At 54.7% G+C, this 22,883-nt stretch carries 24 protein-coding genes; 9 read left to right on the forward strand and 15 right to left on the reverse strand.

Annotated features, from left to right (window positions below; all coding sequences use genetic code 11):
* The first annotated feature begins 4 nt into the window (after window positions 1–4).
* The 5 genes from ACEWZM_RS03035 (at window position 5) to ACEWZM_RS03055 (ending at window position 5,056) form a co-directional block, all read left to right on the forward strand.
* Entirely contained in the window at window positions 5–961 is a 957-nt protein-coding gene (locus tag ACEWZM_RS03035; RefSeq protein WP_414005040.1) for an ABC transporter permease, read from the forward strand.
* On the forward strand, window positions 958–1,773 hold the full coding sequence (locus ACEWZM_RS03040; protein WP_414005041.1) for an ABC transporter permease: 816 nt from the start codon (window positions 958–960) through the stop codon (window positions 1,771–1,773). Before ACEWZM_RS03035 ends, ACEWZM_RS03040 begins: the two co-directional genes overlap by 4 nt.
* Window positions 1,770–3,407 carry an ABC transporter ATP-binding protein gene (locus ACEWZM_RS03045; RefSeq protein ID WP_414005042.1) on the forward strand — a complete coding sequence of 546 codons (1,638 nt, stop codon included), beginning with the start codon at window positions 1,770–1,772 and terminating at the stop codon, window positions 3,405–3,407. The genes ACEWZM_RS03040 and ACEWZM_RS03045 overlap by 4 nt, the downstream gene beginning before the upstream one ends.
* 193 nt (window positions 3,408–3,600) lie before the next feature.
* On the forward strand, window positions 3,601–4,437 hold the full coding sequence (locus ACEWZM_RS03050; protein WP_414005043.1) for an alkaline phosphatase family protein: 837 nt from the start codon (window positions 3,601–3,603) through the stop codon (window positions 4,435–4,437).
* A 55-nt stretch (window positions 4,438–4,492) separates the two neighbouring features.
* Window positions 4,493–5,056: a DUF4453 domain-containing protein gene (locus tag ACEWZM_RS03055; protein WP_414005044.1), complete on the forward strand. Its 564-nt coding sequence runs from the start codon at window positions 4,493–4,495 to the stop codon at window positions 5,054–5,056.
* Window positions 5,057–5,097: 41 nt separating this feature from the next.
* Here ACEWZM_RS03055 and ACEWZM_RS03060 read toward each other — a convergent pair whose 3' ends face one another.
* The 4 genes from ACEWZM_RS03060 to ACEWZM_RS03075 all read right to left on the reverse strand — a co-directional run bounded on the left by ACEWZM_RS03060 (window position 5,098) and on the right by ACEWZM_RS03075 (window position 10,677).
* Window positions 5,098–6,033, reverse strand: a complete 936-nt coding sequence (locus ACEWZM_RS03060; protein WP_414005045.1) for an alpha/beta hydrolase — start codon at window positions 6,031–6,033, stop codon at window positions 5,098–5,100.
* 141 nt (window positions 6,034–6,174) lie between these two features.
* Window positions 6,175–8,070, reverse strand: a complete 1,896-nt coding sequence (locus ACEWZM_RS03065; protein WP_414005046.1) for an acyl-CoA synthetase — start codon at window positions 8,068–8,070, stop codon at window positions 6,175–6,177.
* Between the two features lie 180 nt (window positions 8,071–8,250).
* On the reverse strand, window positions 8,251–10,050 hold the full coding sequence (locus ACEWZM_RS03070) for an ABC transporter transmembrane domain-containing protein (protein ID WP_414005047.1): 1,800 nt from the start codon (window positions 10,048–10,050) through the stop codon (window positions 8,251–8,253).
* A gap of 393 nt (window positions 10,051–10,443) precedes the next feature.
* Complete coding sequence (locus ACEWZM_RS03075) at window positions 10,444–10,677, reverse strand: hypothetical protein (RefSeq protein WP_414005048.1); 234 nt, start codon at window positions 10,675–10,677, stop codon at window positions 10,444–10,446.
* A gap of 107 nt (window positions 10,678–10,784) precedes the next feature.
* Between ACEWZM_RS03075 and ACEWZM_RS03080 the strand changes: the two genes are divergently transcribed.
* Both ACEWZM_RS03080 and ACEWZM_RS03085 read left to right on the forward strand, forming a co-directional pair.
* Window positions 10,785–11,477: an SOS response-associated peptidase gene (locus ACEWZM_RS03080; protein WP_414005049.1), complete on the forward strand. Its 693-nt coding sequence runs from the start codon at window positions 10,785–10,787 to the stop codon at window positions 11,475–11,477.
* A gap of 124 nt (window positions 11,478–11,601) precedes the next feature.
* Window positions 11,602–12,429, forward strand: a complete 828-nt coding sequence (locus ACEWZM_RS03085; RefSeq protein ID WP_414005050.1) for a calcium-binding protein — start codon at window positions 11,602–11,604, stop codon at window positions 12,427–12,429.
* Window positions 12,430–12,873: 444 nt separating this feature from the next.
* Here the strand turns inward: ACEWZM_RS03085 and ACEWZM_RS03090 are convergent, their stop codons facing one another.
* Genes ACEWZM_RS03090 through ACEWZM_RS03100 form a run of 3 tightly spaced genes read right to left on the reverse strand, consistent with a single transcriptional unit; the run spans window position 12,874 to window position 15,735 of the window.
* The gene (locus ACEWZM_RS03090; protein WP_414005051.1) at window positions 12,874–13,422 is read right to left on the reverse strand and encodes an AAA family ATPase; all 549 of its coding nucleotides are present in this window, start codon (window positions 13,420–13,422) and stop codon (window positions 12,874–12,876) included.
* Entirely contained in the window at window positions 13,419–14,966 is a 1,548-nt protein-coding gene (locus ACEWZM_RS03095) for a GNAT family N-acetyltransferase (protein WP_414005052.1), read from the reverse strand. The genes ACEWZM_RS03090 and ACEWZM_RS03095 overlap by 4 nt, the downstream gene beginning before the upstream one ends.
* On the reverse strand, window positions 14,941–15,735 hold the full coding sequence (locus ACEWZM_RS03100) for a helix-turn-helix domain-containing protein (protein WP_414005053.1): 795 nt from the start codon (window positions 15,733–15,735) through the stop codon (window positions 14,941–14,943). Before ACEWZM_RS03100 ends, ACEWZM_RS03095 begins: the two co-directional genes overlap by 26 nt.
* A 1,130-nt stretch (window positions 15,736–16,865) precedes the next feature.
* Here ACEWZM_RS03100 and ACEWZM_RS03105 point away from each other — a divergent pair.
* Both ACEWZM_RS03105 and ACEWZM_RS03110 read left to right on the forward strand, forming a co-directional pair.
* Window positions 16,866–17,621: a hypothetical protein gene (locus ACEWZM_RS03105; RefSeq protein ID WP_414005054.1), complete on the forward strand. Its 756-nt coding sequence runs from the start codon at window positions 16,866–16,868 to the stop codon at window positions 17,619–17,621.
* Window positions 17,622–18,509: 888 nt separating this feature from the next.
* On the forward strand, window positions 18,510–18,974 hold the full coding sequence (locus tag ACEWZM_RS03110; protein WP_414005055.1) for a helix-turn-helix domain-containing protein: 465 nt from the start codon (window positions 18,510–18,512) through the stop codon (window positions 18,972–18,974).
* Window positions 18,975–19,164: 190 nt separating this feature from the next.
* Here the strand turns inward: ACEWZM_RS03110 and lysC are convergent, their stop codons facing one another.
* The 8 genes from lysC to ACEWZM_RS03145 form a co-directional block, all read right to left on the reverse strand.
* On the reverse strand, window positions 19,165–19,407 hold the full coding sequence (gene lysC / locus ACEWZM_RS20875) for an Rz1-like lysis system protein LysC (RefSeq protein WP_462046775.1): 243 nt from the start codon (window positions 19,405–19,407) through the stop codon (window positions 19,165–19,167).
* Window positions 19,361–19,663, reverse strand: a complete 303-nt coding sequence (locus tag ACEWZM_RS03115; protein WP_414005056.1) for a hypothetical protein — start codon at window positions 19,661–19,663, stop codon at window positions 19,361–19,363. Before ACEWZM_RS03115 ends, lysC begins: the two co-directional genes overlap by 47 nt.
* Window positions 19,660–20,325, reverse strand: a complete 666-nt coding sequence (locus tag ACEWZM_RS03120) for a peptidoglycan-binding domain-containing protein (protein ID WP_414005057.1) — start codon at window positions 20,323–20,325, stop codon at window positions 19,660–19,662. Before ACEWZM_RS03120 ends, ACEWZM_RS03115 begins: the two co-directional genes overlap by 4 nt.
* A 189-nt stretch (window positions 20,326–20,514) precedes the next feature.
* A complete protein-coding gene (locus tag ACEWZM_RS03125; RefSeq protein ID WP_414005058.1) occupies window positions 20,515–20,892 on the reverse strand; it encodes a hypothetical protein in 378 nt (125 codons plus the stop codon).
* 11 nt (window positions 20,893–20,903) lie between these two features.
* Window positions 20,904–21,248: a DUF1353 domain-containing protein gene (locus ACEWZM_RS03130; RefSeq protein ID WP_414005059.1), complete on the reverse strand. Its 345-nt coding sequence runs from the start codon at window positions 21,246–21,248 to the stop codon at window positions 20,904–20,906.
* Window positions 21,229–21,699 carry a hypothetical protein gene (locus ACEWZM_RS03135; protein WP_414005060.1) on the reverse strand — a complete coding sequence of 157 codons (471 nt, stop codon included), beginning with the start codon at window positions 21,697–21,699 and terminating at the stop codon, window positions 21,229–21,231. The genes ACEWZM_RS03130 and ACEWZM_RS03135 overlap by 20 nt, the downstream gene beginning before the upstream one ends.
* 9 nt (window positions 21,700–21,708) lie before the next feature.
* Window positions 21,709–22,542, reverse strand: a complete 834-nt coding sequence (locus tag ACEWZM_RS03140; RefSeq protein WP_414005061.1) for a YncE family protein — start codon at window positions 22,540–22,542, stop codon at window positions 21,709–21,711.
* Window positions 22,542–22,877 (reverse strand): hypothetical protein, encoded by a 336-nt coding sequence (locus tag ACEWZM_RS03145; protein WP_414005062.1) that lies wholly within the window; start codon window positions 22,875–22,877, stop codon window positions 22,542–22,544. Before ACEWZM_RS03145 ends, ACEWZM_RS03140 begins: the two co-directional genes overlap by 1 nt.
* Between the last annotated feature and the right edge of the window lie 6 nt (window positions 22,878–22,883).

The raw sequence follows: 22,883 nt of genomic DNA on the forward strand, positions 1-22,883 counted from the left end.
TGCCATGCACCCCGTAGTGAAACTTGTGTCCCAGCGCCTAGCGCTGGGACTAATTCTCCTGATCGCCGCATCCGTGCTTATCTTCATGGGCACGCTAATCCTGCCCGGCGATGTGGCGCAGTCCATTCTGGGCCAATCGGCCACCCCCGAAGCACTCGCCAATCTGCGCGAGGAGCTGGGCCTGAATGAACCTGCCATGCTGCGCTATTTCGACTGGCTGTTTGGTGCCATGCAAGGCGACCTGGGCACGGCTTTGACCAATGGTCAGGACATTGCAACCAGCATTGGCCGCCGTCTTGGCAACACGCTGTTCCTCGCCTTCTGGGCCGCTGTCATCTCGGTTCCGCTGGCGATTTTCCTTGGACTTCTGGCGGTGCGCTACCGCGATCGCTGGCCTGACAAACTGATTTCGGCCGTGACACTGGCCTCGATCTCGATCCCGGAATTCCTTATTGGATATTTGCTGATCTATTTCGTGGCCGTGCAGATGGGCATGTTTAGCTCAGTCGCGATGATTAATGATTCCATGAGTTTGCTGGAAAAGCTTAACGCGATTGCCCTGCCCGTAGCCGTGCTGACTTTGGTTGTTCTCGCGCATATGATGCGTATGACACGAGCCGCAATCCTCAATGTCATGCAATCTGCCTATATTGAGACGGCAGAGCTGAAGGGGCTGAGCACCTTCAAGGTAATTGCACGCCATGCATTCCCCAATGCGGTAGCACCTATCGTGAATGTCGTAATGCTGAACCTTGCCTATCTGGTGGTCGGCGTTGTGGTGATCGAGGTGGTCTTTGTCTATCCCGGCATGGGCCAGTACTTGGTTGACCATGTTTCCAAGCGTGACGTGCCAGTGGTGCAGGCCTGCGGCCTGATCTTTGCCGCTGTCTACATCGTGCTGAACATGATCGCTGACATTGTCGCCATCTTGTCGAACCCGCGCTTGAGGCATCCGAAATGAAGAATATCCCTATCTCCGCAATGATCGGGCTGTTGTTCACGGCCCTCTATTTTCTAATGGCAATCTTTGCCCCGCTGCTGGCCCCCTACGGCATGGCAGAAATCGTTGGTGATGTTTGGGAGCCGCGCACAGCGGAGCATCTCCTTGGCACAGACAATATTGGTCGTGATCTCCTCAGCCGGATGATCTACGGCGGGCGCACCACGATCTTTATCGCCACCGCTGCAACGATCCTGTCCTTCACCACCGGTTCTATCCTCGGCTTTTTTGCCGCGGTTGCCGGTGGCTGGGTGGATCAGGTGATGTCACGACTGGTCGATCTGGTGATGTCTATCCCAACGCTGATCTTTGCTCTCGTGGTGCTGTCAGTGATGCCCGTAACAGTCCCGGTTCTGATCGTCGTCATGGGCCTGTTGGACTCCACCCGTGTTTATCGTCTGGCCCGTGCGGTCGCGGTGGATATCGAGGTGATGGACTACGTCGAAGCCGCCCGTCTTCGGGGTGAGAAAACCGCCTGGATCATCTTCCGTGAAATCTTGCCCAACGCCCTGTCCCCACTGGTGGCGGAAATGGGGCTTCGGTTCATCTTCATGGTGTTGTTTGTTTCAACCCTCTCGTTCCTTGGCCTTGGTGTACAACCACCCGAAGCTGACTGGGGCGGGATTGTGAAGGAAAACAAGGAAGGTATCGTCTATGGCATACCGGCGGCATTGCTGCCTGCCCTCGCCATTGCGACCCTTGCGATCTCGGTCAACCTTGTAGCGGACTGGGTTCTGAACCGCACAACCTCTCTGAAAGGAGGCCGCGGATGAGCGAACCTCTTGTGAAAGTGCTCGACCTCAAAATCGGCGCAACTGTCTACCCCCCTGGTGAGAAACCCCATGATATTGAAATCGTGCACGGGGTCAGTTTTGATCTGCAACCCGGCAAAGTGTTGGGTTTAATAGGGGAATCCGGCGCTGGTAAATCCACCATCGGTCTGGCCTCCATGGCCTATGGCCGAGGTGGCGTGAAGATCACTGGCGGAGAGGTCTGGGTTAACGGTCGCGATATTCTGCAATCCACACTGCGCGATATCCGTAGCCTGCGCGGCGGTGAGGTGACCTATGTGTCGCAATCGGCAGCGGCCTCTTTCAACCCTGCCAAAAAGATCATGGAACAGGTGATTGAAGCGGCTGTGGAGCAAGGCAAGTTCTCCAAGAAAGACGCCGAAGCCCGTGCACGCGTTCTCTTTGCCAAGTTGGGTTTACCCGACCCGGACAACATCGGCGAACGGTATCCGCATCAGGTCTCGGGTGGTCAGCTACAGCGCTGCATGACAGCGCTGGCGCTTTGCCCGGAGCCGGATCTGGTTGTCTTTGACGAGCCGACCACAGCGCTTGATGTGACCACCCAGATCGAGGTGCTGATGGCGATCAAAGAAGCCATCCGCGATACTGGTGTGGCGGCGTTGTATATCACTCACGACCTTGCAGTTGTGGCACAGGTGAGCGACGATATCATGGTGCTCCGCCACGGCAATATGGTGGAGTACGGCCCGGTTGATCAGATAATCAACGCACCTCAGGAGGAGTACACTCAGGCCTTGGTCTCAGTGCGTTCGATCAATCACGAGGAAAAAGCCCCAACCACAGAACCAGTGCTGAGTGTTCGCAATATCACTGCGCGCTACAAAGGCACCAAATTTGACGTGTTGCACAATGTGAATGTAGATTTGCACCCCGGTCAGACGCTGGCTGTCGTGGGTGAATCCGGCTCCGGTAAATCGACGCTGGCACGGGTGATTACAGGCCTACTGCCGCCGCGGGAAGGCGAGATCGAATTCGCTGGACGTACCTTGTCGTCTGATCTGGCGGGTCGGACCCGTGAGGATCTCCGCGAGCTGCAAATGATCTACCAGATGGCAGATGTGGCAATGAACCCACGTCAGACCGTTGGCACCATTATTGGCCGTCCTCTGGAGTTCTATTTCGGCATTAAAGGTGCCGAGAGACGCAAACGGACCATTGAGCTTCTGGATGAAATCGAACTGGGCGAGAGCTTCATCGATCGCTATCCTGCGGAGCTGTCGGGTGGGCAGAAACAGCGTGTCTGTATTGCCAGAGCGTTGGCAGCTAAGCCCAAAATGATCATCTGCGACGAAGTCACCTCTGCGCTGGATCCTCTTGTGGCGGACGGTATCCTAAAGCTGCTCTTGGAGCTGCAGAAAATCGAGAGTGTCGCCTTCCTATTCATCACCCATGATCTTGCCACCGTGCGAGCGATTTCAGACAATATCGCGGTGATGTATCAGGGTCGTGTGCAGCGCTATGGCGGTAAGACCGAAGTGCTGTCGCCCCCCTTTGACGACTACACTGATTTGCTGCTCAGCTCGGTGCCGGAAATGCGGCTGGGCTGGCTGGAAGAAGTCATTGCCAATCGGAAGATGGAAAGCGCCGGCAACTGACACCTTCGCCCCTCAAGATAGAAGAGAGCCCGTGCCTAATCCGTGCGGGCTCTTTTGGCTTAAACGTCCCAAACGGTGACTAGATTGCTTACAACGCTGCAATTACTCCAACCCTGTCGCTTTCGGAGCAGTCGATTAAGTTCCTGTCGCAAAAATGGGATCAAAGACACCCGCAGAACATAGGATTCGGGTCATGGACAACAAACTTCTCCTCATCATTCTGGATGGTGTGCCCTGGCGCAACTTCCGTCGTCTGTTTGGCAACCTCGAAGGCTGGGTTGATAGTGGCGAGGCGCGGGTCTGGAAGCAGCGCGCAGTGCTGCCGTCAATCTCCGCTAGCTGCTATGCGTCGATCCACACCGGCGTTGCACCCGCCGAACACGGCTGTACAGGCAACGGCAATGTCTTTCGTCTGAGTCACAAGGATGTATTCAGTCAGGTCCGTGAGGGTGGTGGTACCACCGGCGCGGTTGCCCACAGCTTCTGGTCGTCCTTCTTTAACCGCCATCCCTATGACCCGGTGCGCGACGTTGAATATGATGAGCCAAGTGGCTCCACCATCAATCACGGACGGTTTCATTCCATGATGGGTTACGGTCTGGCCAACCAGATGACCCCATCGGATGTCGATCTGTTCGGCACCTTGACCAATCTGTGCCAGCGCTTTGAACTTAACTACGGGCTGCTGCATACCTGTACGCTGGACAGCATGGGACACCGGTTTTTTCACGACTGCCAGGAAATGGACCATGCCTGTTTCGTGATGGATGAAATGCTGGCACCATTTATCTTCAAATGGCGTGGCATGGGCTATGAAATCATTGTCACCGCTGACCATGGTCAGGATGAACGCGGGCACCACGGCGGACGTAGCCCGCTGCAACAAGAAACCGCGCTTTATTACTTTGGCGAGGCAACCGGTCCTGCCGAAGATGTGGTTATCGATCAACGCCAGCTGGCTCCAACCATTTTAGGCCGCCTTGGTGCACCTATTGCCGAAACGATGAAGGCAAAATCTTTCCTCAGCTGAAAATACATGGCAGGCTTCTTAACGTGATCTGATCGCTTACATACAGGAGCCTGTCATGTCTATTCGATGCATTGCTTTCTTGCTGATGTTGCTCCCAGTGCCCGCTCTGGCGCAGGATGGCTGCGATGACCTGTGGTTCACCCGCAATCTGATCATGGACCGCGCTGGTTATTGCTTTGGCACGGCACTCGGACAGAGCGTCTTTGACAACGGAGATTGCCTGGGAAAATCCGTAGCCCTGGACCCACATAGCAATCGTCTGGTGCAGGAGATCCGTGGGCTTGAGCAATATCACCGCTGCAAAGTTGACACTGGCCGGCGACAGCTGACACTAGATGACACGCATCTACGGCGTTTTCTGGTCGACTTGCCAATACGCGATGAATTTGAAGGCGCTTGCCTTGGCTGGCTGAGCGAGCCTGTACCGCTGTATTCAGGCCATAGTTCGGGCACAGCGCGCATCGGTATGATCCGAACCGGAGATATCGTTGGCTACGCCCATCTTCAGGTTGGGAGCTGGTCTTATGTCACGACCCACAGCAGCGACTGGCGCGTGAAAAGTGGCGGCTGGTACGACCGCAGTGCTACGCCGGAAAACTGTCGGAAACACGCTGGCTGACTTGGGCGCCGGTCTTTCCGTTTGTCCTAGTCGGCTAACTGTTATTCATAGGGCCATAGCCCCTGCCCTAATGCTTCTACCGCTACGGATATCCGCTCAAAACTGTCGCGGGCGCGGCCAACACTGTGACGGGCACGTAGATAGCCATGAACCAACCCCGGCTCGTTGATCCAATGCGCTTTGCCACCGGCAGCCATGATCTTGTCGCGGTAATGGCGGGAATCGTCGCGCACCGGATCGCAATCAGCGGTCACCAGAACAGTCGCAGGCAAATTGCTAAAATCACTATCCGCGAGCGGGGCAAGCGTGGGGTCACTAACATCAAACGAGTCATCAGCGCCCTCCGGGTTCCGCAGATTGCCATAAAAGAGGATATCATCCCGGGTCAACATTGGTGCCTGAGCATGCTCCAGATAGGAACCTGCGTTGATGTCACCGCCAAAGGCTCCATATATCAGCACCTGCCCAACAAGACCGCCGATCCTCCCGCGCGCGTGCTGCGCTACAGCCGCGCAGAGATTTGCACCAGCACTATCACCTGCCAGAACCATATCCCCGTCAAAACTGTCATGGACCCACTGGCAAACCGCCCATGCGTCCTCAAAGGCCGCAGGATGCAGATGTTCGGGGGATAGACGGTAGTCCACCGCTACGACACGGTATCCGGTCTGGGCGCAGAGCTCGGCGCAGACATCGTCATGGCTGTCCAGCCCGCCCACGACAAAGCCCCCACCGTGGCAATACATCACCGTGCAACCCGGCTCCCCAGCAGTGTAGATCCGCACTGGAACCGCGCCAACAAGGAGATCTTCGCAGGTGACCACATCCGGGCGTGCGGCGCGAAAGTCAGCCGCCATGGCATCATAGACTTTGCGTTGTTCCTCAATCGATAGATCTACCGCATCATCCGGGTAGCATTCGCCGGTTCTGCGAATAAAGGCCCAGGTTTCCTCGTCGATTAGCCGCTCGTAGTTCATCTCGCCTGTTCCCATCCTCATAGCGCGTCGGAGGAGATTAGCAGCGCTGATGCCAAAAACCATGCCTCACAAACGAAAAAAGCGCCCCAATGGGGCGCTTTCTGGATCTTGGGAACATTCGCCTCAGATCACATATGTGAATTAAGGCTTCGGCATTGGCTCCCAAGGGCGCGTGAACGCACCCAGCACATCCGAAATTTCGGCTGCGCCGGCACCGTTGTCCTCAACCTGTGCGACCAGGCCCCGGCTTTTGTCATCGACAACATGTTCAACCCGCGCAGGCAGTCCCGCCTTCAGCAGCGCCTCATTGTAGATACGAGTGATAGCATTCTTGCGCAGATCTGGTTTGAAAACCTTGCCTACTGCTGTTTTGGGCAGCTCGTCCATCACCGTTACATGTTTCGGGATCGCCGCGCGTTCATGTACATGCACCTTGCAATAAGCCAACAGCTCTTCAGGCGTCACGCTAGCTCCTGCAACCAGCTCGACAAAAGCACAAGGCACTTCGCCAGCATGAGCATCGGGCTGGCCGATGGCCCCGGCAAAGGCGACGGCTTCATGTCCCAAGAGAGCCTCTTCAATCTCTGCCGGATCAATATTGTGGCCACCACGAATAATCAGATCCTTGGCGCGTCCTGTGATCCAAAGATATCCGTCACTGTCGAGTTTCCCGAGATCACCTGTACGCAGATGCGTGCCGTTGTAGAATAGGCCCTCGTTCTTTTCGGCCTCTGTATAGGTGTGGCCTGCGTAGACACCGGGACTGGAGATACAGATCTCCCCGATCTCATCCACACCCAACTCAACCGAACCGCCCTCGATGCCCTTCACGATTTTCACATCTGTATAAGGCAACGGAATACCGATGGAGCCGATCTTCTTTTCACCTGCAACCGGGTTACAGGACACAAGACAGGTCGCTTCGGTCAGGCCATAGCCTTCTACGATTTTCATCCCCGTCGCCTCTTCGAACCGTTTAAACAGCTCCACCGGCAGCGGTGCCGAACCCGAGAAAGCGGTTTTTACGCTCGACACATCAGCATCCACCGGACGCTGCATCTTGGCAGAGATCGCGGTGGGCACCGTGATGATGAAAGAAATCTTCCACCGTTCGATCAACTTCCAGAAGTTATCGAACACCCCCTCGCCGCGATAGCCTTGCGGGGTCGGGAAAACCACATGTGCGCCCGAAGCCACAGCCGCCATCAGGATCACATGGCAGGCAAACACATGGAACAGAGGCAGCGGGCACATGATATTGTCATCCGCGCTAAACAGCAGTTTGCTGCCCAACCAGCCATTGTAGTTCATACCGGCATAGGTGTGCTGGGCCACTTTGGGCATGCCCGTGGTGCCACCTGTATGGAAATAGCAGGCGACACGATCACTCTCCGAATCTGCAAAGGTCAGCTCGGTTGGATGTTTGCGCAGTTCCTTATTGAAGTTTTTGTAGTCCGCATGTGCCAGCTTATCCTTACCGTCGAGCTTGGGGCGGATCATCGGCACGATCCATGATTTTGGAGGGGTCAAATATCGGTTGAGGTCAATTTCCAGAACCGTGGTCACCTTGGGCGCATGGCGGACCGCCTCCGCGACCTTCTGCGCCACATCGGTCTTCGGGAAGGGCTTCAGCGTCACCACAACCTTGGCACCGGTTTCGCGCAGGATCGACGCGATTTGTTCTGGCTCCAGCAAAGGATTGATCGGATTTGCAATCCCTGCGACCGCGCCCCCCAAAAGGGTGACAACCGTTTCGTTGCAGTTGGGTAGTATATAAGCCACCACGTCTTTTTCGCCGATCCCCATAGAGCGGAACATATTGGCAGCCTGGGTCACTTTGTCCTTCAGTTGGCGCCATGTCAGGGTTTCGGCTTTGTCGGTCGGGCCGGAAAAGATCTGATAGCTGACCGCGTTGTTGTCAGGAAATTTACCCGCCGTACGGGACAACAATCCGTAAAGCGTCGTCGGCATATTACGTTGCTCGAAAGGCATCTCAGTTACGAGTGTCAAGCAGTCCGCGGCAGTAGCAAATCCCATTTTTCCCTCCCCTAGTCCCCTTGTGCCGGGGAATTTCAGTTACCACAAAATGAGTTGAAACGCAGCGCCGCGCAAGCGCGCCGATAGGGTCACGTCAAGGAAGTCAGTACTTTGACGCAGCGACATTTACCGATTTTCAATCATGAAACCCAAATTCTGATCGCTTAAGGCAGCTTTTGCCTATTCTGCAGCCAGACCATCAGTGAACTGCAATCGCGCCAGCCGCGCATATAGCCCCTCTTCCGCAACAAGTTGATCATGGTTGCCGGTGGCCACAATGCGCCCCTCTTCCATCACCACGATGCGATCCGCCTTCTTCACAGTTGCCAGGCGGTGCGCCACAATCAAGGTCGTGCGACTCTGGCTCAGTTCATCCACCGCGGCTTGAACCAAACGCTCACTTTCCGCGTCCAAAGCTGAGGTTGCCTCGTCTAGCAGCAGTACCGGCGCATCACGCAGGATAGCACGGGCGATGGCGATACGCTGTTTCTGTCCGCCCGACAGCATCACCCCACGTTCGCCTACCTGACTGTCATAGCCTTCGGGCAATGCAGTGATGAAATCATGGGCGGCAGCAGCACGGGCCGCGATCTCTACCTCGGCGTCGCTGGCCCCCGGACGGCCAAAGCGGATATTCTCCTGTGCAGTAGCGGCAAAGATCACAGGATCTTGTGGCACCAGCGCGATGTGCTTGCGGAACACATCCCGTTGCAGATCGCGCAGCGGGATACCGTCCAGACAAACCGCGCCAGCAGTCGGATCGTAAAACCGTTGGATCAGCTGAATAATGGTAGTCTTCCCTGCCCCGGACGGCCCGACGAAGGCCACAGTTTCGCCCGGCTGCACAGTAAGAGAAACATCGACCAAGGCCGGGATCTGCGGGCGTGCGGGGTAGCGGAATGAGACATCATCGAAACGGATCTCGCCACGCACAGGCGCTTTCATTCTACACGGAGCTACAGGATCCTGGACCTGATCTACAGCTGTTAACAACTCGACCAGACGCTCGGTCGCGCCCGCCGCCCGTTGCAGCTCGCTCCAGATTTCAGAAAGCGCTGCAACAGATCCGGCAACCAGGACAGCATAGATCACAAATTGCACCAATGTGCCTTCGGACATGGCACCGGCGCGCACATCATTTGCGCCCATCCACAACACCCCGACCACACCGGAAAACACCAGAAAGATCACGATCACTGTCAGCAATGCGCGGGTCTGAATGCGCCGCATCGAAACAGCAAAGGCGGTTTCGGTCATACGTCCAAACTCGCTCCGGCTGGCGCTCTCATGAGTGTAGGCTTGAACGGTTTGGACGGCACCCAGCGCCTCACCTGCATTGCCAGATGAGGCCGCAATCCAGTCTTGGTTTTCCTTGCTGATGGCACGCAGACGCCGACCTAAAAATAGGATTGGCACAATGACCGCGGGGACAATCAGCAGCACCAGGCTCGTCAACTTAGCCGAGGTCAGTAGCATTAGAACCAAACCACCGCTGAAAATCAGTATATTGCGCAAAGCTATCGACACAGATGAGCCCAATACCGATTGGATCAATGTCGTATCAGTGGTGATCCGGCTCAAAACTTCCCCGGTCATGACCTGTTCGAAGAATGCCGGACTCATGCCAATAACACGATCAAAAACCGCCTTGCGGATATCTGCTACCACCCGCTCCCCCAGCCGAGTCACAAGCGCATAGCGGAGGCCGGTTCCAACTGCGAGCAAGGCTGCAATAACAAGTGCAGCCCCGAAATACTGGTTCAGCAGTGCGGTCTCAGAAATTCGGAAATTATCGACCACGCGGCGTACAGCCAGTGGCAGGGTCAACGAAAGGCCGGCAGTCAGGACCAGAGCCAGCGTCGCCGTGGCCATCAAAAGACTATAGGGGCGCATAAATGGCCAAAGAGCGGACAGCACACCAACTTTGCGTGATTTCTCGCGCTCTACATCCGCAGTCGGGATGGCCTGATTGCCTGCCATGTCAACTCCTTTGACGTTCCGTGTGGCAAGGCGAGTGCCCCGCGCATCGCAAAGGTTCATGACCGCGCAGACCTTTGAGGTCAAGCGCACAGGTGCCTTATGCCCCCGGCAAACCGTCGCATGACCATGTCAAAGTAGCCGGGTTAGCGTCTTGATCTATACCAAAAGCCTGCTTGGTTAGGAAATCCTGGAGCGGGTAGCGGGAATCACACCCATTACTTAAGGCGATGTTATTAAAGTATATAACTAAAACTGTGTGGCGTTTTGTGTGGTGTTTTGTGTGGCGATCTATTTCTTGAGTTCTATACTATTGCCGCAGCACTGATCTCCCGCCAAAACCTCGGAACAGTTGGTGAATGGCGGACACGGATCTTGCGCGAAACACAGGTGATCTCAGGATGGCAGGTTCTGCTTGTCGCCCTCGCTCAATCCACTATCTTTGGTACGTTTTTCTAGCTCCCATGACGCATCATCGGTCCAGCCAAGGCGTATGTCTTCAATCTGCCCCAAGCGGCCACAGACCAAGCAGCGCGCACGGGCGCAAAGAGGTGCGTGATCCACCCTGTAGGGCACCTTTATCGTACCGACATGACCGCAGACGCACCACATATGCATGACGTTTGGCATCTGAACATCCCCCTTACAAGGTGAGAACATAAAGCGAACGTATTGCAAAATTAAAGCGTCGGCTTATCGTATTGCACTGACCCCCTTTGGCAAGAGGAGCATCGTTCATGTGCGGAAGACTGGGCAGGCCAGATCTTACGTGGCGACAGCTGTACGAGCTGGAGCGCCGTTTTCTCGGCCCACCTATACCAGTGCGCGATCCGAATGCTATTGAGCTATCTGCGAGCTGGAATGTAAAGCCCACCCAGCTGGTGGACATCGCCTATCTGAATGCAGACCAGCTGTTCAGCACGACAGCCCGCTGGTGGTTAGTGCCAAGCTGGCATCGCGGCGATGTAAAGGACTGGAAACGCACCACCTTCAACGCGAAGATTGAGACCGCGGCCAGCCTGCCAAGTTTTCGCAACGCATGGAAGTCACGGCGCTGCATCATCCCGGCAGCAGGCTACTACGAATGGACAGGACCGAGAGGCAACAAACAACCTTGGTGGATCACCACCGATAGCAACGCCCCGGCCCTGTTCTTCGCTGGGCTCTATTCACGCCTAAGCGATGATCTGCACACATGCACTATTCTGACGCGATCAGCGTTGCCGCAGATCAGCGAGATACACGCACGCTCTCCGGTGATACTTGCGGATGATCAGGTCCACCCATGGCTATCAGGCAATCTTGAGAGTGCCGAAGAGCAGCGCCTAGGAACCGTTTGGGACGGGCGCATGAGAGCGCACAAGGTTTCCCCCTTTGGACGCGACGACGATGGGCCGGAGCTGATCGAGCCACTTGGCACGCTGTTCTAGCACTACCACTAGATAGATAAAAAATGACAGAACTTACGACCGTCAATACTGTGCTTTCAGTTTTAGCAATCTTGGGGGGCAGCAAATGCCAGTTGCGGCAACTAGAACGAATGCGGGATACCTATTGGAAGATCTTACAGGAGGTCCCGGAGTAGATTGGTTAATATTGAACTATCATAGCGACTATCTCGGATTTACCCCTAGAACAGTACAATTCCACGCACAAACAGACACTTCGGTTGCGGTCACATTCCTCAACACCACGCTGCACAGCGCGTTTTTTGATGTTGACGGTTTTGAAAAATACTCAATCACTGGAACGGTCGGGCGCGACATCCTTCACGGTGGTTATCTGCAGGATGTGTTCATAGGAAAGCGAGAAGCCGATTCTCTCTTCGGATATGGTGGGAACGACCGGCTCTACGGTGGCCCAGGAGATGACAACCTTCGTGGCGGAAGCGGTAGAGATCGACTAGAAGGTGGTGATGGCGACGATCAATTGCGCGGCGGTAAGGGGCACGACCTGCTCATCGGGGGACGGGGTGACGATGTTTTTCGTGGCGGAATAGGTAATGACACTCAGCGCGGCGGTCGCGGAGACGACTCCTTCTGGACCGGCAAAAACACAGATAGGGGGCGGCACGATGGAAACGATCAATTCTGGGGAGGGAGCGGAGCAGACAATTTCATCTTCAACAATGACTTCGGACGTGACGTCATTCGCGATTTTGACGCGAATTTCGACAACCTTTTTCTGAACCGCGATCTATGGCATTTTCAGTTTCTATCGCCTGAGCAGCTGGTAGACCGGTTTGCCAGTTTCTACGATGGTCGAGTGGTGTTTGACTTTGACGATCCGCTGCGCGTTAACAACGCAGACTCCATCGAGATAATTGTCATTCTGGGCTCATTCACTACAGATGAAATCGTGGACTCGATTGTATTTTGGTAGGAATGATGCCTCCGCGCGCAGTTCTGTTCGGCCCACGCAAACGGCCAGCGTATTGGGATACCGAAGCTGATCGAACCATTCGGCACTCTGTTCTAGCAGACGTCCGGTCTCAGCCCGAAGCGGACATAGACATGGCGACAAGGATCAATGATGCTGCCGCTGCAAAATTCCATGGCCACTTTCCCGAAAGCGGACTCTCGGCAGGGCTAAGCTGTCTCAGGTGATGCTGCGGCCCGCACCAAGGGCAGCGAGGCGCAGATAGTGAACTTTGCAAAGCCGCGTCCAAGAAGCGCCAAGAGCGGTCTGACCGGCCCCTGGCTGACTTTGGCCAACGTTCGCAACGCCGCAGTGTAGCTTGCCACAACCGGATCTTCGCGAAGTGTGCCGCATTCTTTAGGATCAGACGGCGGTACTGCGGAATAAGCAGGCCGTAAAGAGAACCGTTCAATCCAAGGGCGCGCCTTCCAGCAGCGAGGCCAAGTGAGCGACATCATTGTGCGTAACTATATAGAAGCTGATGCCGAGTTCCTCCGCGATAGAATGGGCATTTTGGCGCGACATATCTTGATGTTGCCTAAGTATATCTGTGTCGTACCTGGGGCGGGAGCGAGCCGAGTCTTTAGATCTGTTTTTGGCAATGCGCTTTGGATCGGTTTCCAGATGGACCATGGCCATCACACCGAGCGCTTTGAAAACGTCGCTCGAAATCTTCGTCGGACGTTCTCCATCATCAATGACAACATGCCCATCCAGTATGATGACTTCTGCATTTGCGTCACGCGCCACCGTGAATCCCTCGATTAAAAGACGTTGGTTCTCATCAAGATCCGCATGGCGCAGGTCATCACGGGCGTCCCTAGCGACATTTTTAGCTGCAGCAATGAGGCTGCCACCAGTGACATGCTGAAATTCCATCAGTTCGGCAAACTTCCTCAGAAATGTAGTTTTTCCGACTCCGGAAATCCCCGTAAATGCAACGACACGTTGGCTCATACATCAAATTCCAATTCTGTTCGTTTTATGAGGCCATTGGTCAACTCGTGAGAGAGCCCATAGATCGATTGCTGAGGGTGCCTTGCGATGACACCCATAGTCTTCAACTCATCGATCGAAATGGCAGGTTCGATGTATGAAACGAGCAAGTAGTTGATAACCTTGACTGGTCTACCTTTTTCTTTGACTTTTTGCTCCCACTTTTCCAGCTCGACTTCGCTATATACCGACCTACCGCCGGTTAAGTGCATCAGCTCTCTCTTGGTGCCTGCAAGGGTCATACTTTCCAGTATCCCAAGCGCCGTTATAGCTTGCGAAGGTGAATCTTTTGAAACGCCCTTGTAAAAAAATAGGATTGAACCTGGAGGTCCCAAATTTGATTGCGCCTGACACAAATAGACTTTTCGGATCGTATTTCCCGGTCGGGTTATGCCTTCGGCGCGTGACGCACCTGAGAATAGATCCGGTTGGCGTGGGCGCCAAAGGTCCGGATAAAGGGTGTCGTGGTAGTCTTCCTTGATCGGGATTCCGAAGCCGAGGGTGTCGGTATCAAACACAAATCGAGGGTAGTTTTTTCTCGCCTGATCGAAATCAGTTTCACTTTCTAAGTGTGCTAGCGCGTCGGCAGAAAAGTCACGTTCGTAAATGTACTCGCCGTTGGAGTTTTTACCGGCATTTCGAAATCCGTAATATTCAAGCAACTCCATTAATGCGACCTGATCTTCGTAAGTAGTCAAGTATGCGAGGTCGTATCTGTTGCGCTGTGCATACCAAAGAACCTGTTTCAGGAGCAGCTCACCCAGCTTAACGCCGCGACTTTCGGGCCCCACTTTGAAGGTGCAAATCTTTAGGATTTTCCTGGCTTTCGTGATGGCATCGGTATCTGCCGCGTCTTCGTCTTTGCGAACAATCAGCCCGGCCAATTGCTCGCTATCATAGACCACCCAGCACGAACGATGCTGCTTGACACACTTCTCTCGCCACCAATCGTTGAACTTCGGATAACCATCACGAAGGCTATCAAAAAAAATGTCGTCTGCGTCGATTTCGTGAGCTTTCACCTTGCCGACGTGGCGGATGGGGACCTCTTTCGGCTCATAGGTCTGGATGAGCAACTCAGTTGCGTCGCTAATAAAGAGCACGCGTCGCGCCAGATCGGACGATCGTTTTTGGGCGCGTTGATGAAGGCCTTTGTCCTGAGTGACGAGAAAATCCACCACCCCTTGTTCAAGGGTATGTAGAAGTGTAGCATCCACAACATCGTTGGGCTTTTTGAGTGAGCCAAAATTAGCTTCGAGATCAGCTCTAGCCAAGCCCCGCTGCTTTTTCAACAGGCGATACTTATCAAATTTGCTGAGCGAGATTTCTCGCCGCTTTACCTTATTGTCACGAGCGAAATCATCTTTGGCAGCCTCGTGCACATAAATGTCGACTTTGTGGGTCGATGCAAGTGCGTGGAATCGCGAATAAGCCGCTTCAACTGTATGATTATCCTCGAGCCCGATCAGGATATTCGTATCAATGAGATACGATTGCTGGCTCATCTTGAAGGGCCTTTCTCAAATTATGTTTGGCGTACAAGAATGACTGGGGAGGTTCGAAACCAAATCGTTTTCGCAGGTCGGTTAAAGGCATTGGTTTATCGAACGGACGGACATTGGTAAATTCCAGCGCCATTCCATATTCGAGACCATCAAAATACTTGTCAAAATCTGGCCGATCAATAAACGCCACATTTGAGTAGCTGCGCCAAATATCGTCGACTGCCAACTTCTTGACCGCAGCAATCTCAGCTATACCAACCATAGCTCGTTCAGGTGAGGTCGAGTAGATGTAAGCTATGGTACCTTTGGGAGCGGAGACCGGAAACCGCCGCCGCAGTTCTACAGTCTTTTGACCAGTCATGATCTTGCTTGAGTATTGTGGTCGGATACTCAAGACTACGTCACGTTGATGCTTGAACTCTTCATCGGCAAAAATCGGAAAGATGAGCTGATCGTCGTGAATCGGCTCGACATCAAAGGCTTCTCGGACATGCAACGAGAGAGGGCTGTCAGCATCAAATGCTGCGCCAACTTGTAACTTTCCGCCTAATGCTTCGACATATTTTTGGATCGTCGAAACATGAACGTCTGATCGACCTTTTTCCACCTTAGATACCGAAGCTTGGCCCACATCGAGACGGCGCGCCATTTCGGCTTGGGTCAAGCCAGAGAACTTGCGCATTCGCCGCAGTGCTTCGCCGATTTTAGCCGATGCGTCCTCGTCCTGAGAGCGCCTGATCTCCACAACTTTGCCATTGATATCGCTCATGCCCGACCTGCTTTCTTTTTCCAACACGTAACAAAAGTGATTATTCCTCACAAGGAATATTCGGCCGCCTCGTCCATATTTAGTGGCAAAGAGCATTTGCGCTACACCCTGACGTGTGCAAGCACTATCCTTCAAAAGCTTGGTACTCGCCGGGAAAAGCGGTTCCAGCCTTCGTTCAGCAATACTCGTTGAGAAAGCTCCTCGTTGAATGTCCGCTTTGTCGCTCAAAGAAGTTCCAATGTGCACCTGTAGCGAATAATTGCTTCCCGCCCCGCCTGCTTGGAGGTTCTGATGCTGCGGTAGCGCAGGCCAGGTCCGCTTTGGGCTGGCTTGAGCCGATCACAACTGGCCTAGGGCAGGCTGGTGCTGGTTTCTCGGTGTTGTACCGCCGCATGGCGGCAGTGAGCCCATTTTACCGAATGCTGCACTTTGCACCAATGTCTGCCCCTTCGACCCCGGCCAAATACGTGGCAGAATCAAACTGAGTTTTACCAAGGGTTTACGGCACAAGAATTTTCAACGCTTGCGGCGACAGCAACGCCTGTGTCAAAACGACCGGCTTTGTTTAGCTGCACCCTCCACCGCTCCTTGGTGTCAATTTTTCATTGAGGAAAATTTTCTGTCATTTAACAATTAAAAGCACACTATCAACTGACCTTGGTGCGACTTACTCAGAGGTGCTCGAAATGACTACAAAGCAAGACCTGGAAACGATTGCTAGAGAACTAAATTCATACGAACAAAGCCCTGACAGCCAAATACAGACCTTGACCGAAGATGAGATGAACGAATTCATTCATCGAACAGCTGACAGCGCAGCTACAGAGAAAACCTCGATCATTAGACTCGAATTTGGGGAATGGTGTGGTTTTGCCAACTCTGGGAATATTATGTACGCTGTGAACACGAATAGAAGCCGCAGCGTAAAGGTAACTTTTACAGTAACTTCCGTTATTGGAACCACCGAAACCAAGTCTGAACGAGTGGAAACTATCCCACCCTCTGGTCGGCTAAGATTGGGGTGTACGAAAGGGGAGGGTGCAAGGTATGCTAGGTTCAGTTGGCTCGCCAAAAAGCAAGAGCTTGTTTAAAGGTTCCAATATGTACAGTCGCTTCGATTAAACTTAGAAATGATGTCGGTAAACACCACTCTTGGTCCGCCGGCGCGTTTTTTGGAAATTTCAGAGGACACTATGCTCGGACATATTACAGCCCCGAAGACGGAAGACAGATCAACAAGAATAGATGTTGATGAGTTTTCGCCATTACTGAGATATTCAGAAAAAAAATCCATCTGGCCCAACCCACCTCGATACGTCTCGTCTCCAGATTGGACACAGAACATTCCGGCGGGCGCGATTAACCAGATGATTGAAGGCTTTTTTGAAGGACGCACAATCGGTCTAGGTGGTGCTACAATCACGATACCCCACGGTGCCGCAGTACTGTCTCAGACCTTTGGTTTGGGTATTCAAGACCCACTTCTTCAGTTTGCAAAAAACATGATGAAGTTTGGGATCACAAAGACAGAACACGAATATCAAATTTCCATGGGTGGAAGGCAGATATCAGCTCATACATTAGATTCTTACGCGATCCCCTCACTTGTTCAAGTTGGACAAGAAGTACGGTTGGGAATGACTATCGACATTGTCTGGGTGCAGAACCTGAACTGGTCTTTGCCAGTAGTACAACAAGTACTTAAAGAGATTAGAGAAATTTGGGCGACACTTTCTCAACCAGTTTTGAGCTTGCCTATTGGTCTCAATTTACCAGCTGGCACAAGTTTGCTAGATCAAGCTGTCCGCCTCGAAGGAGGTGCAATTTCTACGGATGGAAACGGATTTGAGCCAGTAACAGTTGTTTTTGAAGCGAAAATTGGATGAATATGGTTGACGCGATCCCCTCTACGGCCGAGCGGGCAGCCGACCTCAGGGTTTATAACAAAAATCTGTGCACCTTGATATACCATCGAAACGTTGCATCGAGCGCACTAAGTTACATAAAACTGATCGCCAGACTTTTTGCCAGACTTTGGGCCCCCGACGCTGCGTAACCCTACCTTTTTGTCGCCCACTGTTTGCTCAGAAGAGGTTTTGGGACAGGGTTTGTGCCACCGGCAGAAACGACCGTTTTTGGCGGAACTAAAACCTCCAAAGCTGACCTTCGCGCAGCCGCGGCGAAATGGTATTTTGTTCGCCCCCCCTTCCATTCGATGATGGTTGGCGGCTGAACTCGCGGCGAAGGTCAGCTTTTCCTCGTGCGGCTGCGGCATTGATCGCTCGTCATGTCCGGCAATAGCGTCCCGAACCCGGAGAACAAGATCGGGAAATCGTTCCGCCGAAAGGTGGATATGTCCGGCAGCCGCCCGAGCGTTAGAATCTGCAAGGTGGTAACAGCTTTGATCTGGGACGGAAAAGAAAAATATTCTAGCTGGTACGCATGACAAAAGGCAGGGCATTCGCTCCGCTGATTTTCTTTTTTGTGGGGAAATAGCTCTTGCATTTATGGGTCACAACCCATATTATCTAGTTATCGGCAAGGGATAAGAGATCCCACACAATAAAGGAGAGCCCGATGCTAAAAGCCAACCAGAAAACCCCCTATACTCCTGATGAAAGAGTGGGCAGAGGAAGTCAGGCGCGACCGCCCCAGGTCTTCCGTCTTAGTCGGTGGCACAGAAAAACGCCCCCACATGATTGTCCTGACACCCCCTGACTGGCTCAAGTGAGCCAGTCACTATCCCAACAATTCAGAAATAGAAGGAACGCAATATGCCTGTTGCAATCGTAATGTCCCAAAAGGGGGCCATTCCGGCCATCATTATGCAAGATACCGCAGCTAAACTGGTAGAGGCATTAGCGGCGCTTGTAGAGGCCCCTGTGCTGAAGGATGAAGACGCAGCACGGATCTGGCTGCAGGGCATGCCTGCCCCGTCTGGCTGGTTCAAGACCGTTGAGGAAGCCCGCGCGCATGTGAAGCGCATGCACAATTCTGTGCCGACTATGTACGGCGATGTTGTCAAGGATGCTCGCAAATCTTTGGGATTGAGTTGCGCCGATTTTGCAGCCGCCCTGGGCTATAATGGAAACCACAACACTCGCGGCAAAACCATGAATGACATCGAACATGGGAAATTGAACAAGTCTAGCGGCAGGCCGCTAACCCTTAATCCACATGCAGTCGAACGCCTGAAGGCCCTAATGGCAGAGCATGGCCTAGACCTCGCCACCAAGTAACCACCCGCCAAACCCACCTGTACGTCCTTTCAGGCACGCTCTTAGCGCTGCCATCGGGGAAGGCAAGCCAAGGCGCATGGCAAAAGGCGGCCGACCCCAAACGCCCGCTACAGCGCCCGCCTCGCACTAAAGGCCCTGGGCGTCAGTGAGTAGACAAGAAAGCCCCGCCACTTGGCGGGGCTTTCTTCAATCAGTGCGGCCCAACCAACTCGCCCACGCTTCGGAGCTTGTCAGCGTTGCACCCGGCGGTGAATTTCCAGCGGATCGCAAGTTCAGCAAGCCCCCCCTCTGATCGTGGCCCTTTCGTCGGCTCATCGCAGGGCGTTACCAGATAACCAGGCACTTCCCGTTCTATATAGATTGGCTGGGGATCAGGGGATAACCAGCTACAGCCCGTCATAGACATCGCCAAGAAAATCAGACAGAGGCGCATCGTATCCCTCCTTTCCCCGAAGGTTTTGCAACTGAGTTTCGAGCCCACGCTGATCCGTCTGCATGCGATCTAGGTGAGCCCTAAGGACGGCTTTGTCATGCCGGGCATCGTCAAGCTTCCGGTTCAGCACATCTAGGCGGAGATCTGCAGCGGTCAGTTGAACCTGCAGCCTATCGTTTCGCCAATTGAGATAGACCGCCACGGACCCGCAAACGATCGCGAGAACTAAGGCCCCACTGGTGATGAACCGCATCATGCTGCAACCCTCACATCAGGCAGGCATTCGCGGATCATGTCGCGCAGGCGCTCACCAACCACCAAGGGATCACCGGGTCCAGGCATTCCCGGCAACCAGGTGACGTCCCATTTACAGCGCTGGCGCACACCGAATATCGGCTGGATTTCTGCATGGGTCGGCATGCCGTAGACATTGACCGGAATCCAATACTGGACGCTGTATTCCGCAGCCCACCGGCAGAACGTATTAAGCTGGCGTGGCGTGATCGGCGCGGATCCACGATCAAAGGGACGCTCGTTTGCGCCCGCCATTGCGTCCATTGCGTGCCCGATCGCACCGGGGTTGAACATGCGTGTATGGGATGCCGCGCGCCCGACAGCATAGGTTGCCTGCGCCTCAGGCTTAAACACGCCCTGCACCCGCTGACCGTCATGCGTGACCAGCGAGTTATAGGCGCGGCGCTCCATGTCGATGACGCCCTCGGCTCCACCGGTCCAGTGCATATGCACCCGGTGCAAACCGCTCTTGTGAAACAGATCAGTGATGGTGCTGCCGTTCTGCGCCTCAAGAGCGGCCCGAATGGCCGCAGAGGTGCGCGGCCCCTTGCGTCCGTCTATTGGCCCAGGGTGAAAGCCCAGAGCGGCGCATCGGGCCTGAATATCACGGGTGGTGAGTTTCATGGGAATGCCCCTCCTGATGTTGGATTGGTTGCATCGCGATCGCGGCGAAACACAGCGCCGCCCAAAGCACGACTGACAGCACCAGGCGCACCCGGCCCCAGGTGCGAGATCTGAGGAAACAGACGACACAGCGGGCGCGGTGCCGTAGCACCGGCCCCGCGATCGTGGTGACAAGATCAATGAGGGCATTCATCGGCTCGACCCTCCGGCCAAGCCGATCACCTTCACCATCAGCGCCATGATCGGCCCGCGCGCCTTGCTGAAGGCGTCATGCGCCACATAGGCCACCAGAAAGGCAATGATCAGCGTCAAGGCTGGAAACTGCAGGTCGAACTTAGCCCCCAGAAACGCCGCGACCATCGGCCCGCCCAACGCGCCGATCATCAGGTTAAAGACGCTGAGGACCAATGCTGGCCGCCAACGCAGGTTTTCGATCTCCAGCAACGCCGCTGCAACGCCCAGACAGACGACAACCACAACCGGCCATGACGTTCCATAGCTGGTCAGGATGGCTGACATCACACCAAGCGCGCCTGCCAGCGCGGATTGAAACAGCTCCAGTTTCATAAAATTGCCCTTCAGCTCCATTTGTGGATGGTGACGGCCAGCACCATTGCCAGCCTGCGGATGCGCCCCACGCCATCGGCGCGGAGGGCTTCGGAAAAGGGTGCCGCCGCGCTGACCCGGCCCCAACCGAGGACGTGAATTGCGTAGTCGTGCAGCGCTGCGGCTTTCAGATATCGGGGATCGTGCCGGTCAAAGATCCACCCGGCCCATCTCGGAATCGAGACGTCAAAGGGAAACCCCTGCGGCACGTACAAAAAGAGACCGGATCCCTTGGTGCCGATCTCCCAACTGATTGCTTTGGTGGTGTGATAGCCCGACCCGCTGCGGGCGCACCAATCAGGCGGCTGGCCAGCCATTCAGAACGGCCTGCGGGCCGTTTGGCAGATGACCCAATCCAGCAAGCAGCGCCAGCCCCGGCGCGACCTCAGGATCATCCCGTTGCACCTGTTCGGCCATATCCAGCATGATCCACATCGCTTTCAGCTCAGGCGCTTCCCGCGCCGCCACCAGCATGTCGGGGGTCATGCCGCCAAGAAACATGCACAGCCGCATGAACCCGATTTTGGTCAGCGGCTGATAGACCGGATCCGGCACCGGAATATCCTCAACGCCCCAAGCGGCCCCGTCCCACGTTAGGCGCTGGGTTGCTGGATCATGATCAGGCTGCGAAGGCGCTGCGATATAGCCCGCATCTGCGATTTCCTCGGCGGTAAAGCTGGCCGGATCGGTGCGGCTGCGCCCGTCGCTCAGACGAATGCGGAAAGGGAGCGGCGCAGGATAGCTGCCGCCCTTGGTGTAAAGGGTCATTGCGTCACCTCAGAAATTGAATTGATAGAGAGTTTCACTGGATCCGCCGACCCAAATTGTGGCCTTGCTGGCAGGGTTCATCACGAATGTACTGCTGCTGACGATTTCACGGATACCCGGAAGCCGATAGCCGGTCGCAATCGCCGTACGCAGGTCATAGGGCGTGGCAATCACGTATTCATAGAGAGCGAATTCAGTGCCAATCAGAACAAGGGCGCGGGCACCTTCATCAAAGAACTGAATGTCGTATGGCTGCCCATCAACGAGTGGGTCCGTACTGGTCAGCAAGGTTCCCGCAGCCGTCGCGGTAGTCATGTCACATTGGGTGCCCAGACTGTATTGCCGGATTATGCTAGCGCCTTGCGATACTGCATAGGCCCAGTAGCCATCCCCGCTGATGCGTAACGCCGTGTTTCCCGAAATCGCGCCAGATCCATCATAGGATGCGGTCGACAGGTCAAAGGGGACCGCCAGACTCCACTGTTCCACATTCACGCCGCTGTCCATGGCGTAGAGTTTCGAACCATCCTGAGAAATCTCAACCCCAACAAGATTGCCGATGCGGCTAGACATTGCGAGGCTATCGTTTGGGTCAGATACACTTGAGACATCCCAGCCAGTCGCGAGGGCGAACCGATGAATAGTGTCGTCAGCAATGTCAGAAACATAGGCGTTCAGCCCATCGCGCGAAACGGTCAAACCCGTCAGCGCTGAAATCTTGCTACCAATGCTGAAGGTCGCGCCAGGCGACACCCCAAACTGGAACGGTCCAACCGGAGTTTTTCCACCCCCACGGGCCCGCAACATGCGATCCCCGCGCATGGTGCCAATCATACCGCCCATCAGAGAACATACTCCAGGGCGCTGAAGCTCAGCACCGCGTCACCAGAAGTAGAGGCTTCGGCCTGCACCTGATCGCCTGCACTGAGGATCAGAGTGCCACCCATCGGGTAGATCGGGCCGGTACCGTTGGGCTTGATCGTCTCACCCTGACAAAGCTGCGTGACCGCATCGCCGTCCGATGCGTCCAGCCATTGCACTGAGACGTCCACCTCATTGTCGGGATCGATCGGGGTGATCTGAAGGTGTGAGACCATCGCATAGCGACCGGCAGGCACGGTGTAGACCGTCGCCATCGCATCAAGCGCGAGACGTTTGGACACAGGAAATTGCGACATCGGGTT

It is taken from the genome of Phaeobacter cretensis, assembly GCF_047372505.1.
Taxonomy (GTDB): domain Bacteria; phylum Pseudomonadota; class Alphaproteobacteria; order Rhodobacterales; family Rhodobacteraceae; genus Phaeobacter; species Phaeobacter cretensis.

Coding starts and splice junctions, on each gene's coding strand:
- ACEWZM_RS03035 (WP_414005040.1), top strand. CDS start 5: ATGCACCCCGTAGTGAAACTTGTGTCCCAGCGCCTAGCGCTGGGACTA.
- ACEWZM_RS03040 (WP_414005041.1), top strand. CDS start 958: ATGAAGAATATCCCTATCTCCGCAATGATCGGGCTGTTGTTCACGGCC.
- ACEWZM_RS03045 (WP_414005042.1), top strand. CDS start 1,770: ATGAGCGAACCTCTTGTGAAAGTGCTCGACCTCAAAATCGGCGCAACT.
- ACEWZM_RS03050 (WP_414005043.1), top strand. CDS start 3,601: ATGGACAACAAACTTCTCCTCATCATTCTGGATGGTGTGCCCTGGCGC.
- ACEWZM_RS03055 (WP_414005044.1), top strand. CDS start 4,493: ATGTCTATTCGATGCATTGCTTTCTTGCTGATGTTGCTCCCAGTGCCC.
- ACEWZM_RS03060 (WP_414005045.1), bottom strand. CDS start 6,033: ATGAACTACGAGCGGCTAATCGACGAGGAAACCTGGGCCTTTATTCGC.
- ACEWZM_RS03065 (WP_414005046.1), bottom strand. CDS start 8,070: ATGGGATTTGCTACTGCCGCGGACTGCTTGACACTCGTAACTGAGATG.
- ACEWZM_RS03070 (WP_414005047.1), bottom strand. CDS start 10,050: ATGGCAGGCAATCAGGCCATCCCGACTGCGGATGTAGAGCGCGAGAAA.
- ACEWZM_RS03075 (WP_414005048.1), bottom strand. CDS start 10,677: ATGCCAAACGTCATGCATATGTGGTGCGTCTGCGGTCATGTCGGTACG.
- ACEWZM_RS03080 (WP_414005049.1), top strand. CDS start 10,785: ATGTGCGGAAGACTGGGCAGGCCAGATCTTACGTGGCGACAGCTGTAC.
- ACEWZM_RS03090 (WP_414005051.1), bottom strand. CDS start 13,422: ATGAGCCAACGTGTCGTTGCATTTACGGGGATTTCCGGAGTCGGAAAA.
- ACEWZM_RS03095 (WP_414005052.1), bottom strand. CDS start 14,966: ATGAGCCAGCAATCGTATCTCATTGATACGAATATCCTGATCGGGCTC.
- ACEWZM_RS03100 (WP_414005053.1), bottom strand. CDS start 15,735: ATGAGCGATATCAATGGCAAAGTTGTGGAGATCAGGCGCTCTCAGGAC.
- ACEWZM_RS03105 (WP_414005054.1), top strand. CDS start 16,866: ATGATGTCGGTAAACACCACTCTTGGTCCGCCGGCGCGTTTTTTGGAA.
- ACEWZM_RS03110 (WP_414005055.1), top strand. CDS start 18,510: ATGCCTGTTGCAATCGTAATGTCCCAAAAGGGGGCCATTCCGGCCATC.
- lysC (WP_462046775.1), bottom strand. CDS start 19,407: ATGCGCCTCTGTCTGATTTTCTTGGCGATGTCTATGACGGGCTGTAGC.
- ACEWZM_RS03115 (WP_414005056.1), bottom strand. CDS start 19,663: ATGATGCGGTTCATCACCAGTGGGGCCTTAGTTCTCGCGATCGTTTGC.
- ACEWZM_RS03120 (WP_414005057.1), bottom strand. CDS start 20,325: ATGAAACTCACCACCCGTGATATTCAGGCCCGATGCGCCGCTCTGGGC.
- ACEWZM_RS03125 (WP_414005058.1), bottom strand. CDS start 20,892: ATGAAACTGGAGCTGTTTCAATCCGCGCTGGCAGGCGCGCTTGGTGTG.
- ACEWZM_RS03130 (WP_414005059.1), bottom strand. CDS start 21,248: ATGGCTGGCCAGCCGCCTGATTGGTGCGCCCGCAGCGGGTCGGGCTAT.
- ACEWZM_RS03135 (WP_414005060.1), bottom strand. CDS start 21,699: ATGACCCTTTACACCAAGGGCGGCAGCTATCCTGCGCCGCTCCCTTTC.
- ACEWZM_RS03140 (WP_414005061.1), bottom strand. CDS start 22,542: ATGGGCGGTATGATTGGCACCATGCGCGGGGATCGCATGTTGCGGGCC.
- ACEWZM_RS03145 (WP_414005062.1), bottom strand. CDS start 22,877: ATGTCGCAATTTCCTGTGTCCAAACGTCTCGCGCTTGATGCGATGGCG.